Source organism: Vibrio sp. E14 (assembly GCF_020515785.1).
In the GTDB taxonomy this organism is placed as follows: domain Bacteria; phylum Pseudomonadota; class Gammaproteobacteria; order Enterobacterales; family Vibrionaceae; genus Vibrio; species Vibrio diabolicus.
This window is the reverse complement of sequence record NZ_JAHPJI010000007.1, coordinates 76970-95237: the sequence shown is the minus strand read 5'-3', so window position 1 is coordinate 95237 and position 18268 is coordinate 76970. Positions and strand designations below refer to the sequence as shown.

16 protein-coding genes are annotated in these 18268 nt (G+C 43.6%); 9 read left to right on the top strand and 7 right to left on the bottom strand.

The genetic code is table 11. The features are described from left to right. Positions 1-55: 55 nt before the first annotated feature. Entirely contained in the window at positions 56-598 is a 543-nt protein-coding gene (gene seqA / locus LIX84_RS18140) for a replication initiation negative regulator SeqA (RefSeq protein ID WP_005393026.1), read from the bottom strand. Positions 599-690: 92 nt separating this feature from the next. On the opposite strand from seqA, the gene LIX84_RS18135 reads away from it, so the two are divergent. The 3 genes from LIX84_RS18135 to fldA all read left to right on the top strand — a co-directional run bounded on the left by LIX84_RS18135 (position 691) and on the right by fldA (position 2374). Continuing rightward, a complete protein-coding gene (locus tag LIX84_RS18135; protein ID WP_046874257.1) occupies positions 691-1458 on the top strand; it encodes an alpha/beta fold hydrolase in 768 nt (255 codons plus the stop codon). A gap of 112 nt (positions 1459-1570) precedes the next feature. Beyond that, on the top strand, positions 1571-1792 hold the full coding sequence (locus LIX84_RS18130) for a DUF2788 domain-containing protein (RefSeq protein WP_005393038.1): 222 nt from the start codon (positions 1571-1573) through the stop codon (positions 1790-1792). A gap of 48 nt (positions 1793-1840) precedes the next feature. Then, positions 1841-2374, top strand: coding sequence for a flavodoxin FldA (fldA, locus tag LIX84_RS18125; protein WP_005393040.1), 534 nt, complete (start codon positions 1841-1843; stop codon positions 2372-2374). A gap of 50 nt (positions 2375-2424) precedes the next feature. Here fldA and LIX84_RS18120 read toward each other — a convergent pair whose 3' ends face one another. Further along, on the bottom strand, positions 2425-2928 hold the full coding sequence (locus tag LIX84_RS18120; protein WP_226421901.1) for a DUF4442 domain-containing protein: 504 nt from the start codon (positions 2926-2928) through the stop codon (positions 2425-2427). Positions 2929-3128: 200 nt separating this feature from the next. On the opposite strand from LIX84_RS18120, the gene fcrX reads away from it, so the two are divergent. Continuing rightward, positions 3129-3578 (top strand): ferric iron uptake transcriptional regulator FcrX, encoded by a 450-nt coding sequence (gene fcrX, locus LIX84_RS18115; protein ID WP_005382141.1) that lies wholly within the window; start codon positions 3129-3131, stop codon positions 3576-3578. Between the two features lie 289 nt (positions 3579-3867). Here fcrX and glnS read toward each other — a convergent pair whose 3' ends face one another. Both glnS and nagE read right to left on the bottom strand, forming a co-directional pair. Further along, positions 3868-5538 carry a glutamine--tRNA ligase gene (gene glnS, locus LIX84_RS18110; RefSeq protein WP_226421900.1) on the bottom strand — a complete coding sequence of 557 codons (1671 nt, stop codon included), beginning with the start codon at positions 5536-5538 and terminating at the stop codon, positions 3868-3870. A gap of 236 nt (positions 5539-5774) precedes the next feature. Continuing rightward, on the bottom strand, positions 5775-7346 hold the full coding sequence (gene nagE / locus LIX84_RS18105) for an N-acetylglucosamine-specific PTS transporter subunit IIBC (protein ID WP_006742711.1): 1572 nt from the start codon (positions 7344-7346) through the stop codon (positions 5775-5777). A 489-nt stretch (positions 7347-7835) separates the two neighbouring features. On the opposite strand from nagE, the gene nagA reads away from it, so the two are divergent. From nagA to asnB, 4 genes are all read left to right on the top strand, one after another. Continuing rightward, positions 7836-8972, top strand: a complete 1137-nt coding sequence (nagA, locus tag LIX84_RS18100) for an N-acetylglucosamine-6-phosphate deacetylase (protein WP_047009534.1) — start codon at positions 7836-7838, stop codon at positions 8970-8972. Between the two features lie 2 nt (positions 8973-8974). Beyond that, positions 8975-10189 (top strand): DNA-binding transcriptional regulator NagC, encoded by a 1215-nt coding sequence (nagC, locus tag LIX84_RS18095; protein WP_006742713.1) that lies wholly within the window; start codon positions 8975-8977, stop codon positions 10187-10189. 81 nt (positions 10190-10270) lie between these two features. Next, positions 10271-11860 (top strand): cation:proton antiporter family protein, encoded by a 1590-nt coding sequence (locus LIX84_RS18090; RefSeq protein ID WP_226421899.1) that lies wholly within the window; start codon positions 10271-10273, stop codon positions 11858-11860. Positions 11861-12090: 230 nt separating this feature from the next. Beyond that, entirely contained in the window at positions 12091-13755 is a 1665-nt protein-coding gene (gene asnB / locus LIX84_RS18085) for an asparagine synthase B (protein ID WP_226421898.1), read from the top strand. A gap of 148 nt (positions 13756-13903) precedes the next feature. Here asnB and rfaH read toward each other — a convergent pair whose 3' ends face one another. Continuing rightward, positions 13904-14404, bottom strand: a complete 501-nt coding sequence (rfaH, locus tag LIX84_RS18080; protein WP_053807091.1) for a transcription/translation regulatory transformer protein RfaH — start codon at positions 14402-14404, stop codon at positions 13904-13906. Between the two features lie 334 nt (positions 14405-14738). On the opposite strand from rfaH, the gene LIX84_RS18075 reads away from it, so the two are divergent. Beyond that, positions 14739-16127 carry a peptide MFS transporter gene (locus LIX84_RS18075; RefSeq protein ID WP_104971387.1) on the top strand — a complete coding sequence of 463 codons (1389 nt, stop codon included), beginning with the start codon at positions 14739-14741 and terminating at the stop codon, positions 16125-16127. Between the two features lie 43 nt (positions 16128-16170). Here LIX84_RS18075 and hemH read toward each other — a convergent pair whose 3' ends face one another. After that, entirely contained in the window at positions 16171-17133 is a 963-nt protein-coding gene (gene hemH, locus LIX84_RS18070) for a ferrochelatase (protein ID WP_145532365.1), read from the bottom strand. A gap of 169 nt (positions 17134-17302) precedes the next feature. Then, the gene (adk, locus tag LIX84_RS18065) at positions 17303-17947 is read right to left on the bottom strand and encodes an adenylate kinase (RefSeq protein WP_005393061.1); all 645 of its coding nucleotides are present in this window, start codon (positions 17945-17947) and stop codon (positions 17303-17305) included. Positions 17948-18268 lie beyond the last annotated feature (321 nt).

Sequence of the window (18268 nt, the reverse complement as noted above, 5' to 3'; positions counted from 1 at the left end):
AAAGCCTCATAATATCCGCTAACTGCGACACATTATGAGGCTTCTATCAGGTTTCTTAGATTGAACCTGTTACTTTTTCTATTAAGTCAGGTTGGTACCCCATGTGTGTCATCACTTGTTCAACCATCTGTCTTTTACGACTGGTATTGTTGTTCGTGATAACCCAAAACGGTGTGCCAGGTATGGCTTTTGGCTTGGTCGTGTTGCCATTTGCCAACAAGGTTTCTTCATTATCTGCAAAGTACACGCGTTTGCGTCCCTTTACATTCGTAGCCTGCGCGAAACCTTCTGGATTTAATTTATGTAAGGTCGATAGTACTAACATAAAGCGATCAATCGCTTTTTTTAGACCGGCAAACTCATCAGAAATAAGCAGCGAACGCATTTCTTTCACTACATCAACAGATTCCGTTTTACCCGCATCTTTACTTACTACAATCCCTTGTGGCTTCTCTACTACAGGCGCGGCTTCAGCTTCCTGCAACTGACCATCAAGGTTTAAAAGGCGTCGCAAAATATCCGAGGCGCTTTCACCGATATGCTTAGTTTGGCTAGCAATGTAACGGTATAGATCCTCATCAACCTCAATTGTTTTCATTCGCTTTTCACATTCTCAATGTTTAAACTCTGGGGGATTATAACGAGATCCTCTCGGATACTCCACGTTAAACCCATCACGAATAAGATAAAATGTCAGCATTACTCAACTATAAGCAGGAAGGCCAAGGCCAAACAGTTGTTTTGATTCACGGATTGTTTGGTAGTTTAAGTAATCTGGGTCTACTAGCCCGCGATCTTATTAAAGATCACACGGTGATCAGTATTGATCTGAGAAATCACGGCCTCTCTTTTCACTCAAACATTCATAATTACGCCGACATGGCAAAAGATGTGGCACAACTCCTACAACACTTAAATGTTGATCCATCTATTATTATTGGGCATTCAATGGGTGGAAAGGTCGCGATGACACTGGTGGACATTGCTCCAGAGCTCGTCAAACAGTTGGTTGTGCTCGACATGGCACCTGTCGCCTACACAGCAAACCGTCACGACAATGTGTTTAATGGTTTACACGCCGTAATTAACGAAAAGCCAGCAAGCCGTCAACAAGCGATGGATATCCTAGCTCAACATGTTGAGATCGACGGTGTAAGACAATTTCTCTCTAAGTCACTATACAAAAATGGCGATAAAATGGACTGGAGGTTTAACGTACCGAGCCTTTTTGAGAATTACGCACAAATTATCGGTTGGCAGGAAATAGCCCCAACAGACATACCCACTCTGTTTATTAAAGGTGGTGATTCCGATTACTTAATGCCAGAGCACCAACCTGCGGTGCAAAAACAGTTCAAACAAGCAAAAGCACATATTATCGCTAATACTGGCCACTGGCTGCACGCCGAAAAACCCGCTGAAGTAATGAGAGTCATTCGGAAATACATTTCGAGTTAACAAATTCGAAAAGCAACAATAGATTATTGAAATAACCCTTCTTGTAGTGCATTAACTTTACCGTTTAACAGTGGTATAGTGCGCCCAAGATTTTTCGGCATGAAGGACTAAAATGCTTTACGACTATATGGATATGCTCGAGTCTATTGGGCTCGATCTTCTTTTTGCTGCTATCTTCTTTTTCATCGGGATGGCGATAAAAGATGTGCTAAAGCAAGGCAATGTACCTGTTTTTGGTCGTCGTATTGTATGGTTAGTCCTTTTCCTAGGCTGTGCTGGCTTTATTGCAAAAGGTGTAATTCAGCTAACTTGGGAAGGCTCTGGGTTAGGTTAAACCCTTAGTACCATCGCCAATAACAAACAATGTAAAGGTATAGACTCTATGGCAAGTGTAGGTATCTTCTTCGGTAGCGACACAGGTAATACTGAAGCCGTTGCAAAGATGATTCAAAAGCAACTAGGTAAGCATCTAGTTCACGTTCAAGACATCGCGAAAAGCAGCAAAGAAGACATTGATAACTTCGATCTTCTTCTTCTAGGTATCCCAACTTGGTACTACGGTGAAGCACAATGTGATTGGGATGATTTCTTCCCTGAACTTGAGCAAATCGACTTCTCTACTAAGCTAGTGGCTATCTTTGGCTGTGGCGACCAAGAGGACTACGCAGAATACTTCTGTGACGCGATGGGCACAGTACGTGATATCGTTGAGTCTAAAGGCGGCACAATTCTTGGCCATACTTCAACAGAAGGCTACGAATTTGAAGCGTCTAAAGCACTTGTTGAAGGTGACGACAGCCAATTCGTAGGTCTATGTATCGATGAAGACCGTCAACCGGAACTGACTGACGAACGTGTTGAGAACTGGGTTAAACAGATTTACGAAGAAATGTGTTTAGCTGAGCTTGAAGGCTAAATAAATCGAATTATACAAAGACCTCCGATTGGAGGTCTTTTTGTATATTTTCACAAAGCATCGGTGAGCACTTCCTCTTCGCGATACTGAGGTTTCTTTCTTACATAAAGCTTGCGTTGAACCTCTGAAACCACGTTCCCTTGTTTGTCTTTTACATGGGTAATAAATTCAGGAAAACACTTTTCTCCATTCCGTGTCATTTGATAAATGTTTTCTAGCATTCCTTCAGTGACCTTGAATTCTGCAAATAAATCACTTTGCCCTGGCTTAATAAAGTTAATACTCGCCTCTTTATCCCACACGTAATACTCCTCGCGTAGAATCCCCATCAGCATCAACGAGTAAATGGGATCAGTTAAAGAGAAAATACTGCCACCATACTGAGTACGATTGGCGTTTTTATTCCACCAGCGAAGTTTCAAACGCACCTTCACAGTACGAAAGTCTTCAGAAATATGTAAGATTTTAATACCAGCGCCCCAAAAAGGTGGCCAAATATTGAGTGCGAATTTTACAATTCCTGATTTGTATATCTTCGCAAGTCGCTTATTCATCGCAGTCCGTGCCCTCTCCAAGCTCAATGTTACATAATTGTAACTGGTCAGATCTGTAATATAATCGACCTGTTTCTAATTTACAAAAAGATTCTATTAACCCTTTGAAGTTCGTGGTTTAATGTTCTGAGCGCTTATCCTATAATGGTAGGAAGATTGAATTCTGTTAAATCGCTGCAGATGATCCAACGGGAAAGTATATGTCAGATAATAATCAGGCGCTGAAGGATGCGGGTTTAAAAGTAACCCTTCCAAGGCTAAAAATTCTAGAAGTACTTCAGCAGCCAGACTGCCAGCACATCAGTGCTGAAGATTTGTACAAAAAGTTGATTGATCTAGGTGAAGAGATTGGCCTAGCAACTGTTTACCGAGTTCTAAACCAATTCGATGATGCTGGTATTGTAACTCGTCACCACTTTGAAGGTGGTAAGTCAGTCTTCGAATTATCGACTCAACATCACCACGACCATCTAGTGTGCCTAGACTGTGGTGAGGTAATTGAATTTTCTGACGATCTTATTGAAGAACGTCAAAAAGAGATTGCAGCTAAGTACAATGTCACGCTAACAAACCACAGCTTATACTTGTACGGCAAGTGCAGTGATGGTGGTTGTAAAGACAATCCAGATGCACACAAACCAAAAAAATAACGGTTTGTTGATTTAAAATAAACGTCAGCTCATGCTGGCGTTTTTTGTTTCTGAGGGCGATATCTTTCAATAGCTGAATTGCCGTACCAACTTTTGTAAAGCGTCGATTAGACTTACCAATTCAAACCTTAATAAACATCATTGTTTTGCTTCCAAACCGAACATTTATCAAACGTCCCTCGTTCTTAAGCAACTCCCTACAGTACCTATAACCGCCGTATTACGATAATGAGAATAAAAAAATGCCAGCATTTGCTGGCATTTTTATCGGTTTTTGCATTAATCGAGATTATTGGTTCTCAATTTTTGCCCAAGTATCACGTAGACCAACCGTGCGGTTGAATACTAGTTTATCTACTGAAGAGTCTTTCGAGTCTGCGCAGAAGTAACCCATACGCTCAAACTGGTAGCCTTTTTCTGCTTCTGCTGATGCTAAGCTAGGCTCTACAAAACCATTGTTCACAACTAATGATTCAGGGTTGATTGTAGAAGCAAAGTCTTCTGCTGCACCCGGGTTTGGAACCGTAAATAGACGATCGTACAGACGGATTTCCGCTGGTAATGCTTTATCAGCTGATACCCAATGAATAACACCTTTTACTTTACGGCCATCAGCCGGGTTCTTACCTAGTGTGTCTGCATCGTAAGAACAGAAGATAGTCGTGATGTTGCCTTCGGCATCTTTTTCAACGCGCTCTGCTTTGATCACGTAAGCACCACGTAAGCGAACTTCTTTACCTAGCACTAAACGCTTGTACTTTTTGTTCGCCTCTTCACGGAAGTCTTCACGCTCAATCCACAACTCACGAGTGAATGGTACTTCACGCACACCCATCTCTGGTTTGTTTGGGTGATTAGCAACCGTCAAGTTTTCTACTGCACCTTCTTCAAAGTTTTCGATAACAACTTTAACAGGATCCAGCACAGCCATTGCACGCGGAGCGTTCTCGTTTAGGTCATCACGAATACAAGATTCTAATGAGCTAAACTCGATCATATTTTCTTGCTTCGTTACACCAATACGCTTACAGAATTCACGGATAGATGCTGGCGTGAAGCCACGACGACGCAGACCAGAGACTGTTGGCATACGTGGGTCATCCCAACCGTTAACCAGTTTTTCAGTGACGAGTTGATTAAGCTTACGCTTAGACATCACTGTGTACTCAAGGTTTAAGCGACTGAACTCGTATTGATGCGGACGGCTTTCGATCGTGATGTTGTCCAGAACCCAATCGTACAGACGACGGTTATCCATAAACTCAAGCGTACAGATAGAGTGTGTAATGCCTTCTAATGCATCAGAGATACAGTGCGTGAAGTCGTACATTGGGTAAATGCACCACTTATCACCAGTTTGGTGGTGCGTAGCAAAACGCACACGGTATAAAACTGGATCGCGCATAACCATGAATGAAGAACCCATGTCAATCTTGGCACGAAGACACGCTTTACCTTCTTCAAATTCACCAGCGCGCATTTTTTCAAATAACGCTAAGTTCTCTTCAACAGAACGGTCACGGTATGGGCTTGGTTTACCTGGCGCCTTTAGCGTGCCACGGTATTCACGAATCTGCTCAGGACTTAGCTCATCTACGTACGCTAAGCCTTTGTTAATCAATTCAATTGCATATTCGTAAAGCTTATCGAAGTAGTTTGATGAGTAACATACTTCACCACTCCACTCAAAGCCCAACCAGTTTACATCTTTCTTGATAGACTCAACGTATTCGATGTCTTCTTTTTCAGGGTTCGTATCGTCGAAACGTAGATTACATTGACCCTGGTAGTCCTGAGCAATACCGAAGTTCAAACAGATAGACTTAGCATGACCGATATGCAGGTAGCCATTTGGCTCCGGCGGGAATCGAGTATGCACGCTAGTGTGTTTACCATCCGCTAGATCTTTATCAATGATCTGGCGAATAAAGTTTGATGGACGAGCATCAGCTTCACTCATCTATAGCACCTCAAAAATATTAGTATTGTCAGAGAAAACGGAACTCTGCATCCAAGTATGGTTTTGCAGAGTACATTGTTTCTAATGATCCACAATTCTAAGCAATTAGACAACAAGAACTCGCGCTAAAACGACAATATTTATCGAGTTAGTGCGAAAGCACAGCAGATTCAAAGTGCCAAAACAAAAAAAGACCTCCCGAGGGAGGTCTTTAGTCAGATATCAGTTCGATGTAGTTAAGGCAATTTTACATTCGATAGGTCTTCATTAGCACCGATTGCTTTCATTTCGCCAGCAACGATTTCAGCTAGAGGGCCAAGGATAACTTGAAGGTTGTTTTCACCAAGTTTAACCACACCTTTCGCACCTAGTTTCTTCAGTACTTCCTCATCAGCGACTGAACGATCTTTTAGCGTCAAGCGTAGTCGAGTGATACATGCGTCGATTGAAGTTAGGTTGTCATGACCGCCAAGTGCTTTTAAGTATTGGCGAGCTAGGTCACCACTTTTCTTCTCACCAGCAGGCGCTGCTGCTTCGCTGTCGTCATCTTCACGACCAGGCGATTTCAAGTTGAATGCGCGAATTGCGAAGCTGAATGTGAAGAAGTATAGAGCACCAAAGCCAAGACCAACTGCACCAAGTAGTAGCGGTTTAGTTGCTAGACCGTAGTTCAACAAGTAGTCAATTAGACCAGCTGAGAATGTGAAGCCGTGTAGCGTACCAAGCATGTTAGCAACAACTAGCGACAGACCAGTGAACACTGCGTGAATAGCGTATAGTGCAGGCGCTAGGAATACGAACATGAACTCTAGAGGCTCTGTGATACCAGTTAGGAATGAACAGAATGCAACAGAGAACAATGCACCACCAACTTGGCTGCGTTTCTCAGCAGGAGCCGCTAGGTACATAGCAAGCGCCGCACCAGGTAGACCGAACATCATTACTGGGAAGAAACCGTTCATGAACACACCAGCGCTCTTATCGCCGCCGAAGAAACGGTGTAGGTCACCAGATTTAACTGTTTCAGTTACTTCCTTCACTGTTGCAGTGATTTCAGGAGTGACAGAGTTAGCGAATTCAAATGTATGAGTTTGACCAGCCACAAGCGTTTTCGCTAGCGCAGGATCCACACACAGTTGTTGTAGAGCAGGAAGCGCTTGACCCGCAGCATTTGCACCAGTTACTAGCACTTCTTGACAAGACCCCATACCAAACCAGAAGAATGAGTTAAGTACGTGGTGTAGACCTACAGGAATAAGGGCTCGGTTCAGTGTACCGTAGATAAACTGACCAATAGCGCCAGAAGTTGAGATACCATGCGCAAGCGCATCTAGACCACCTTGAATTGTTGGCCATACAATGCCACCAACTGCACCAGCAACTAAAGCGAATAAACCTGCCATAATCGGCACTAAACGTTTACCAGAGAAGAAAGCAAGCCACTCAGGAAGACGTGTAGCATGGAAAGCGTTGTAAGAGTGGCCAGCAATAATACCTGCGATGATACCACCAAAGAACGACATGTTTACTGATGCATCAATTGTTGACGCTGTCGCTGTCAGTACAAAGTACGCAACTGCACCAGCAAGGCCAGCTGCACCTTGACCGTCTTTAGATAGACCGATCGCAATACCAAGGCCAAATAACAATGGAAGGTTAGAAAAGATTGAGTTACCTGCTTGTGCCATAAATGCGATGTCAAAAACATCCGGCTGGCCCAAGCGCAGTAACAAGCCTGCGATTGGCAAAGTCGCAATAGGAAGCATAAGAGCTTTACCTAACTTCTGCGCGTATCCGAGAATATTCACCTTAAGTTCCCCCTATAGGATTAGATGTTATGTTGAATGACTTATTTCAGTCGTCCAATTTAGTCATCCTCAGTTTATGACATTAATTTTGCTCCGCAAATTAAAAGCTCACCGTTTGTGATCATAATCACCACAATTTGCCCTTTCGGAAGGTTTTTGCTAGCGAGATCATAAAACTTATTTTATTATACGAAAAAATGGCGTTTTAAAGATAATATTCTCGCACTTTATGCAAGGCAGAATCAGTGTTATTTTGGTATCTAGGCGGGTAAATCACTGTAACTTTGCTCTGAAAAAGAATCATAAAAAACCATACAATTATTACTTTTCAGTTAGTTACTATGACAATAACATCGATAAAACGCGACTTGCTGTATGTGACTCGTTATCTAATTCAGTGATACAAACTAAGTACCGATATGACTAAAGCAGTCTCCACTTAGGTAACGATATAGAAATTGAATTCTCATCTATAAGGACTAGCTGACTATGTACGCGCTAAGTAACTGTAAAATTTATACCGGTAGTGATGTTCTTACCGATCATGCGGTCATCATCGAAAACGACCTTATTCAATCTATTGTGCCGGTTGCAGAGCTACCTCAGGGCATCGAAGTAAAAGACCTCGCAGGCGCAAACCTAAGTCCGGGCTTTATCGACCTACAACTGAATGGCTGTGGCGGTGTAATGCTAAACGATGCAATCACACCGGAAACCATGCAAATCATGCACGAAGCAAACCTCAAGTCCGGCTGTACTAGCTTCTTACCAACGCTCATTACTTCATCAGACGAAGATATGCGAACTGCAATTTCTGCCGCTCGTGAATATCATAACCAATATCAAAACCAATCACTTGGTCTACACCTAGAAGGTCCTTATCTTAACGTCGCGAAAAAAGGTATCCACAACGTCGATTTTATTCGCCCGTCAGATGAAAGCATGATTGATCTTATCTGCGCAAACGCCGATATCATCGCTAAAGTAACGCTTGCACCAGAGCAAAACGATCCAGAGCATATTGCACGATTAAAAGCAGCCGGCATCGTAGTTTCTATTGGTCATACGAATGCGACCTACGCCGAAGCGCGTAAAGGCTTTGAAGCAGGTATTACTTTTGCCACACACCTATTTAATGCGATGACACCAATGGTTGGTCGTGAACCTGGAGTTGTTGGTGCAATTTACGATACTCCTGACGTTTATGCTGGCATTATTGCTGATGGTTTCCACGTAGACTACGCAAACATCCGAATTGCTCATAAAATCAAAGGTGAAAAGCTTGTTTTGGTGACGGATGCCACAGCTCCAGCAGGTGCTAACATTGATCACTTTATTTTTGTCGGTAAGAAAGTATATTACCGAGATGGTAAGTGTGTTGATGAAAACGGCACACTAGGCGGCTCAGCTTTGACAATGATAGAAGCAGTTCAGAATTCAGTTGAGCACGCGGGGATCGCTTTAGACGAAGCTCTACGAATGGCCACGCTATACCCAGCAACTGCAATTGGTGTTGAGGATCGCCTTGGCCGAGTTCGAAAAGGGATGGTTGCAAACCTAACCATTTTCGATCGTGACTTCAAAGTAAAAGCGACGGTTGTTAACGGACAATACGAGCAAAATTAAGCATGAATGGCGGACAGATTGGTAATGTAGATTTAGTAAAACAGCTTAACAGCGCTGCGGTATATAGGCTGATTGATCAGCAAGGTCCTATCTCCCGTATTCAAGTCGCAGATGTGAGCCAGCTCGCACCTGCTAGTGTTACCAAAATAACCCGCCAACTTTTAGAGCGCGGCCTTATTAAAGAGGTCGCCCAGCAAGCTTCAACTGGTGGTCGTCGTGCAATCTCTCTGACCACCGAAGTCAAACCCTTCCACTCTATTGCGGTTCGTTTAGGTCGAGATTACGTACAATTTTGTTTGTACGATTTAGGTGGCACTGCACTTGCGGAAGATCAGCACGAACTGCATTACACCAACCAAGCTGACTTGATCGCTGGGCTTATCGATTTACTTAAAGACTTCGTAAACCGTTGCGAAGACAAAATTGATCAGCTCATCGCAATTGGTATTACGCTACCGGGCCTTGTTAACCCAACAACAGGCGTAGTTGAGTACATGCCGAATACCGATATCGATAATCTAGCGTTGGGTGAAATTGTTGGAGAGAAGTTTAATACCGCATGCTTTGTTGGGAATGACGTACGTGGCATGGCGTTAGCGGAGCACTACTTTGGGGCAAGCCAAGACTGTCAGGACTCCATTTTAGTTAGCGTTCACCGCGGTACCGGCGCAGGTATTATCGTTAACGGCCAGGTTTTTCTGGGCTTTAACCGCAACGTCGGTGAAATTGGTCATATCCAAATCGATCCGCTTGGTGAACAGTGCCAATGTGGGAACTTTGGTTGCTTAGAAACCGTAGCAGCGAACCCAGCTATTATCCAACGAGTAAAACAATTGATTGCTCAAGGCTATGAGTCAAGCTTGACTGACCTTGAAAACATCACGATTGAAGCTGTGTGTCAGCATGCAATGGATGGTGACGAACTTGCAAAGCAGAGTTTAGTGCGAGTGGGTAACCAGTTAGGTAAAGCGATTGCAATTACCGTTAACTTGTTTAACCCTCAGAAAATTGTCATTGCGGGCGACATTACTGCCGCACAAGATATTGTCTTCCCTGCAATTCAACGTAATGTCGAAAATCAATCTCTCAAAACTTTCCATAACGACCTGCCTATCGTGGCTTCACACATTGATAAGCAGCCAACGATGGGCGCATTTGCGATGATTAAACGCGCAATGCTAAACGGAGTTTTGTTACAAAAGTTACTTGAAGACTAAGTTTATACAACTAATTGAGTTACAATCTCGGGCTGTGTTTTCACAGCCCGTTTTTGTATATCAGGAATACAGCTCAACAGTATGGAAATTATTCTAATTACAACAGCTTTTTTAGCTGGCTTTATTGCGCTTAAATGTAGCCTCCCTCCCCTCGTTGGTTTTCTACTGACAGGATTTGGTTTGCATGCATTTGGCTATCAAAGCAATGACGTTATCGTCACTCTTGCAGATCTTGGTGTCACTCTTCTTCTATTCACGATCGGACTCAAGCTTGATGTCAAAACGCTACTGTCCAAAGAAATATGGGGAGGAGCGACCGCCCACAACATACTGTCTACCGCTTTTTTTGCACTAGCGCTATCAGGTTTAAAACTACTAGGCTTAACTTCGCTCGCCAGTATGGATAGCGGTCAAATCCTACTTTTAGCTTTTGCACTATCGTTCTCCAGTACCGTGTTTGCCGTAAAAGCATTGCAAGAAAAAGGGGAAATGAACGCGACCTACGGCACACTCGCGATCGGTATCTTGGTTATGCAAGATATTTTTGCCGTGGTATTCCTGACTGCTTCAACCGGCAAAGTCCCAGAATGGTATGCCATTGGTTTGTTCGCATTGCCTTTCCTTCGTCCACTATTCTATAAGCTGTTAGATAAAGTTGGCCACGGCGAAATGCTGGTGCTGTTCGGTATTTTCTTCGCGCTTGTTGTAGGTGCAGGACTATTCGAACTGGTCGGTATGAAACCAGATTTGGGCGCACTGATTTTAGGCATGTTACTCGCAGGCCACCCTAAAGCTTCAGAGCTATCCAAATCGCTATTCAATATGAAGGAGCTGTTCTTAGTCTGCTTCTTTTTAAACATTGGCTTGTCCGCTTCATTGAGCATCAATGGCGTCGTACTCGCCCTACTATTTATCTTACTGCTGCCAATAAAAGGGCTCTTGTACTTCGTCACGATTAATCACTTTAAGTTTCGAGTACGTACCTCTTTGCTCGCCTCTTTATCGCTGTTCAACTACAGTGAGTTTGGCCTTATAGTCGCAGGGCTGGCCTATAAAATGGGCTGGATGCCAAGCGATATGCTCGCTGCGATTGCGGTTGCGGTGTCTGTGTCCTTTATTATTTCTGCGCCACTTAACCGCCTTAGCCACAAAATTTATCAACACTCCGGCAAGTGGCTGCAAGAGACAGCCGCAGAAAAGCTTAACCAGCGTGACCAACTCATTAACCCTGGGCATGCCCAGGTATTGATCTTAGGCATGGGTCGCATCGGGACTGGGGCCTATGATGAATTACGTGCGCGCTATGGCAAAATTTCACTAGGCATAGAAATTCGTGAAGATGCAGCACATCAGCACCGTTCAGAGGGAAGAAACGTGATCGCTGGCGATGCCACAGACCCAGATTTTTGGGAACGAATTTTAGATACAGGTCATGTAAAACTAGTGCTGCTTGCCATGCCTCATCATCAAGGTAACCAAACCGCACTTGAGCAGCTTAAACGCAGAAAATATAAAGGGCAAATAGCTGCTATCGCCGAGTACCCAGATCAGTTGGAAGGTTTGCTGGAAAGCGGAGTTGACGCCGCATTCAATATATACAGTGAGGCTGGTAGCGGTTTTGCTCGACATGTGTGTAAACAACTTGAACCTCAGTTCACACCAATAAAATAAGCAACCATACTAATATTTTTTAAAAGCCTTTCTATCAATAGAAAGGCTTTTTTGTATGGTTTTTATACCAAACCTTGATTCCATTCACCAAACGAGCCATTAAATTAAATAATATTTACACAACAAGGCTTTTTATCATTTTTATAATCACAAAACGTTGCTTTTTTTACTAGTAATGGCAAATTGAAGCCATACCGATTAGAAATTATTTAGTTTAGTAAGGATGTAGTATGTGTTCAGTATTTGGCATTTTAGACATTAAAAGCGATGCAGCCGCATTGCGCCCTATCGCATTAGAAATGTCGAAAAAACTTCGTCATCGTGGCCCTGACTGGTCTGGGATTTACTCTTCAGAGCGCGCTATTTTAGCGCATGAGCGCTTGGCGATTGTTGGTCTAAATAGTGGTGCACAACCGCTATACAGCCCTGATAAAAAGCTCATCCTTGCAGTCAATGGTGAAATCTACAACCATAAAGAAATTCGTGCTCGTTACGAAGGAAAATACGAGTTTCAAACCGATTCAGACTGTGAAGTCATTCTTGCACTGTACCAAGATATGGGTGCAGATCTCCTTGAAGAACTAAACGGTATTTTCGCTTTTGTTCTGTACGATGAAGAAAAAGACGAATACTTAGTCGGTCGCGACCACGTTGGCATTATCCCTCTTTATCAAGGTCATGATGAGCATGGCAACTACTATGTTGCATCAGAGATGAAGGCACTTGTTCCAGTATGTAAAACAGTGAGCGAGTTCCCTCCTGGTAGCTACTACAGTTCAAAAGATGCCGAGCCAACGCGTTACTATGTTCGTGACTGGAACGAATACGCTGCCGTTCAAGGTAACACCACCAGCAAAGAAGAACTGACTGAAGCACTAGAAGCAGCGGTTAAACGCCAACTAATGACGGATGTTCCATATGGTGTTTTACTATCAGGTGGTTTAGATTCATCCATCACCTCTGCTGTGGCTAAACGTTTTGCTGCAATGCGAATTGAAGACGATGAAAAGTCAGAAGCTTGGTGGCCACAACTGCACTCTTTTGCTGTGGGTCTAGAAGGCGCGCCTGACCTGAAAGCCGCTCGCGAAGTTGCCGACCAAATCGGTACCGTTCACCATGAAATGACTTATACAATTCAAGAAGGTCTCGACGCGATTCGCGACGTGATTTACCACATCGAAACGTACGATGTGACCACCATCCGCGCATCCACACCTATGTTCTTAATGGGTCGCAAGATCAAAGCGATGGGCATTAAGATGGTACTTTCTGGTGAAGGTGCAGATGAGATCTTTGGTGGTTACCTATATTTCCACAAAGCACCAAACGCGAAAGAGTTCCACGAAGAAACAGTACGTAAGCTGCTTGCTCTGAACATGTTTGACTGCGCGCGCGCAAACAAATCGCTAGCGGCATGGGGAGTTGAAGGCCGAGTACCGTTCCTTGATAAAGAGTTTATTGATGTTGCAATGCGCCTAAACCCAGCAGATAAGATGTGTGGCAACGGCAAAATGGAAAAACACATTCTACGCGAGTGTTTTGAGCATTACTTGCCAGAGTCGATCGCATGGCGTCAAAAAGAGCAGTTCTCTGATGGCGTAGGTTACAGCTGGATTGATACGTTGAAAGAAGTCGCAGAGCAAAAAGTGACGGATCAGCAGATGGAAACGGCTCAATACCGCTTCCCATACAACACGCCAACCACCAAAGAAGGTTACGTGTACCGAGAAATCTTTGAAGAGCTATTCCCACTACCTTCAGCGGCTGAGTGTGTGCCAGGTGGTCCTTCAGTAGCTTGTTCATCAGCGAAAGCGATTGAATGGGATGAGTCATTCCAAAACTGTGTAGACCCGTCAGGTCGTGCGGTGCAAACCGTCCATAACGACGCTTACTAAGCGACTAAGTAGGGTGTCATGCCCTACTCCTAATCGGTAACCATCGTTGTTTTGCTAAGCTCGCTAAACAGCGTTCCACTGCTGGTGATTACCAGCAAGATTAAAAAAGAGGTGCCAAAGCACCTCTTTTTTTGTTTGTACGTATTAGCTATTGCAAGTCTAAATCGCTGTTGTCAATGCTGACAGGCACTCGTTTAGTGATCATCTGCACTAACATGATTGAGCGTTTCTCACCATCTTGCTCTTGGAAGATAGCATCTATACCTGCAAACTGACCGCTCTTAACTCGGATTTGATCACCTGGTTTTGGCATACACTCAGAAGCAGCATTTTCATTACAGCATTTTTCTAGCTGCATCAATTCAAAGACTAAGTCACCTTGGACTTCTTTTGGTTGAGCACCAAAACGCACAAAATCAACAACCCCTCGAGTGGAGCGGACTGAGGTGAAGTTAGGTCCCTGTTCATAATCAAAGTAAGCAAACACATAACAAGGAAACAGCGGCTCTTCGACTTTTTGTCTTTTCCCGCGCAAAATCTTCTCAACTTCTACAGTTGGATAAAAGCACTCTACACCTTGGTTTTCAAGGTGCTGTTTCGCCCTAACCTGCTCCCCACGTTTACAATAAAGTAGATACCAACGTTTCATCTTTTTTACTAGCCAATTCTATTTTGTTTTTATCCTAGCATTAAGCCCAAGTTGAGTCATTGACATTCAGTTTATCTATAAAAGTATGATTATACATCGCTCGCATTAACAGTATCTTTTCAATAGCTTACGAGAAGAAGTCCATAGACAAAAATGGAAATTAAGTTTGTAGCACAGCCAACACGCCATCATATCATCTGCAAATCCACTCAAAAACAGTTACTTAACAAACAACTTTAGTCGTAAGGCAAAATTTTATTGTTTGTCACTCATTAAATTGCAATGTATACGTAGAAGTCGTTAAAAAATTTAATAACTATTATTAGAAGAGCTTATGTCAAACCAACATCAATATTTCGGCCATCCTCGTGGCTTGTTCTTATTGTTCGGTACTGAACTGTGGGAACGCTTTTCTTACTACGCAATGCGCGCCATTCTAGTACTTTACCTTACAGATACAACGATGAATGGCGGCCTTGGCTGGTCAACCAAAGACGCACTAGACCTATACGGTATTTATACTGGTCTTGTGTATATCACACCTCTTATCGGTGGTTACTTAGCGGATAACTATTTAGGTCAACGTCGTTCAATTTTGCTTGGTGGCGCGTTAATGGCTATCGGCCAGTTTACACTCGCACTTCCCGCTGACGCTCTGGGTATTGGTTCGCTACACAGTTTCTATTTAGGTCTTGGTCTGCTTATCACTGGTAACGGCCTCTTTAAACCGAATATCTCAACCATGGTTGGCGATTTATATAAAGAAGGTGACAACCGTCGTGACGGCGCATTCACTATCTTTTATATGGGTATCAACTTAGGTGCGTTACTTGCCGGCGTCGTTTCTGGCTCTGTGACAACCTCTTACGGTTGGAAAGCCGGTTTTGTGGCCGCAGGTGTAGGTATGATTATTAGCTTAGTGATGCAAATGGTGCTAGCTCAGTCTTGGCTTGGTGATATTGGCCGCGAACCGGCGGCGAAACGAGATCTAAACAACAAAAACGCCACCACGAAGCAGCCACTCACGAAAGAAGAAGTAAACCGACTAAAAGTAATTTTGGTCATGAGCTTATTCACTATCGTCTTCTGGGCTGGCTTTGAGCAGGCCGGTGGCCTAATGAACATCTACACTCAACAATATACTGATCGTATGATTGGTGGCTTTGAAGTACCTGCTGCGTGGTTCCAATCGCTAAACCCATTTTTCATTATTACCCTAGCACCGGTTCTAGCGGTCCTTTGGGTAAAACTGGGTAAACGCGAACCTACGTCACCAGTGAAATTTGCGATGGCACTATTTTTCTTGGCAATTGGCTTCCTATGTATGGTTGGCGCTGTGCTAGAACAAGGTGGAGACACAACGGTAAAAACATCAATGTTGTGGCTGGTGGGTGCTTTCTTCTTCCACACCTTGGGCGAACTGTGCTTATCTCCAATTGGTCTTTCACTGGTGACCAAGTTAGCACCGCTTCGCTTAGCTTCACTCATGATGGGTGCATGGTTTGGCTGTAATGCGATTGCAAACTACGTTGCGGGCTATGTGGGATCTCACGTAGGAGAATTGGGCGCAATGGCTATCTTTAGTGGCATTGCAGTCAGCGCTACCGTGAGTGGTGTCATCCTACTTCTGTTCTCGAATACGCTCGTTCGCTGGATGCATGGTGCAGAGAATACTCACAGCACAGCAGAACAAGTCGAAGAGCAGCAAGTACAAGTCGCTTAATCGCTCTACAAAAAAGGGTCGCTTTTGCGACCCTTTTTTGTACCTAAAGCTTAGAGTGAACTAACTCAGCCATCATTTCTATATGAAGCTCACTATCGTTCAAACAAGGAATGTAGGTAAAGCTTTCACCACCTGCTTCAAGGAAAATCTCTTTACACTCTTCCGAGATCTCTTCCAACGTTTCTAAACAATCCGAAGAAAATGCTGGTGTCACTACATTGATATTTTTTACCCCTTTTGCAGGAAGTGCCTCTAGGGTTTTATCGGTATAGGGCTGTAACCACTCTTCTCGGCCAAATCGAGACTGATACGTCATACCTATCTGTTGCTCGTTTAACCCTAACGCTTCAGCGAGTAAGCGAGTCGTCTCTTCACAGTGCCGAGGGTAAACATCCCCATTATCAGCGTAACGTTTTGGAATACCGTGATAAGAACATAGCAAGTAGTCTCCCTTACCATACTCTTGCCAATGTTCACGAACTGAATGCGCTAACGCTTCGATGTATTTCGGGTGATTGTAGTAATCCCGAATAAAGCTAAAGCCCGGCATCACGGGCAGGTTTTTAAACGCTTTAGTGATTCCGTCAGAAACCGCTGCCGTTGTTGTGCCCGAGTATTGCGGATACAAAGGTAAAACGATGACTTCTTCTACCCCTAGAGCCAACAGCGCTTCAAAACCTGATTGCAAACTTGGATTTCCATAAGTCATGCCAAGTTCGACTGGCATATCAAGCTTTTGAGCCAACTTTTCTGTTTGACGCTTAGAGTACACCATCAGTGGCGAGCCCTCTTCCATCCAAACTGATTGATAGAGTTTAGCAACCTTGGGAGCTCGGATTGGAAGGATAACGCCGTGCAATAGCGGACACCAAAGCCATCGAGTCATGTCTACCACTCGGTGATCATGAAGAAACTGACTTAAAAAGCGCTTTACGGCAGGAGCGGTTGGTGCGTCAGGAGTACCCAGGTTCACGAGGAGTACACCCTGTTTATTATTCTCTTTCATAACATCCTATTCATGGTAAACGGCTTGGTTCATATACTTAAATAGCCTCAAAGTGCTGCATCGCTGCAGCTTGAAGTTATTTAGATATATGTTTACGGGTAAACTAAAAAAAGCGACCACTTGGGTCGCTTTCAATATATCAAAATATTAAATTTTTGACTTCAGCAAATTAAGAAAGTGCTTTCTCGATATCTGCGCTAACTTCAGCTACTTGCTTAGTACCATCAAACTTAAGGTACTTAGTGTTGCCTGCTTCAGCTTCTTTACCGTAGTAGTTGATTAGTGGTGCAGTTTGCTCGTGGTAAACACCTAGACGTGCACGTACTGTTTCTTCTTTGTCGTCATCACGAACAACAAGATCTTCACCAGTTACGTCATCTTTACCTTCCACTTTAGGCGGATTGTAAACCACGTGGTAAGTGCGACCAGAAGGAAGGTGAGCACGACGACCAGCCATACGCTCAACAATCACATCGTCTGCAACGTCAAATTCGATAACGTAGTCTACGTCTACGCCCATTTCTTTTAGGCCGTCAGCTTGAGGGATAGTACGTGGGAAACCATCTAGTAGGAAACCGTTTGCACAGTCTTCTTGAGCGATGCGCTCTTTGATAAGACCAAGGATGATTTCATCAGAAACTAGCTGACCAGCGTCGATAACAGCTTTAGCTTGTTTACCAAGCTCTGTACCTGCTTTGATAGCAGCACGAAGCATATCACCAGTAGAGATTTGTGGAATACCGTATTTTTCCATGATGAAGTTTGCTTGTGTGCCTTTACCTGCACCTGGAGCACCTAGAAGAATGATGCGCATGATTTATCCTCTTTAATATTTAAGATTTATACCGAAGCTCACAATAGCTGGGCTTCTTAGACATCAAACCCGAGAAGCACTCGCAACGATAAGTTTCGGTATAACGTATATAGGCGAGCAAAAATACACGCCTTATTACTCACATTCAAGTCGCAGATTCTATCACAGGTTCGCCGCGCAAAGAGTGTATTAAGACTAAAGAATGTTAACGATACCCTCTTTCACGCCCTATTGATTATTAACTCAACACCTGAGATGCAAAATTTTACGACAACAAACAAAAAGCTCGCGAAATGCGAGCTTTTTGATGTACTGAGGTTA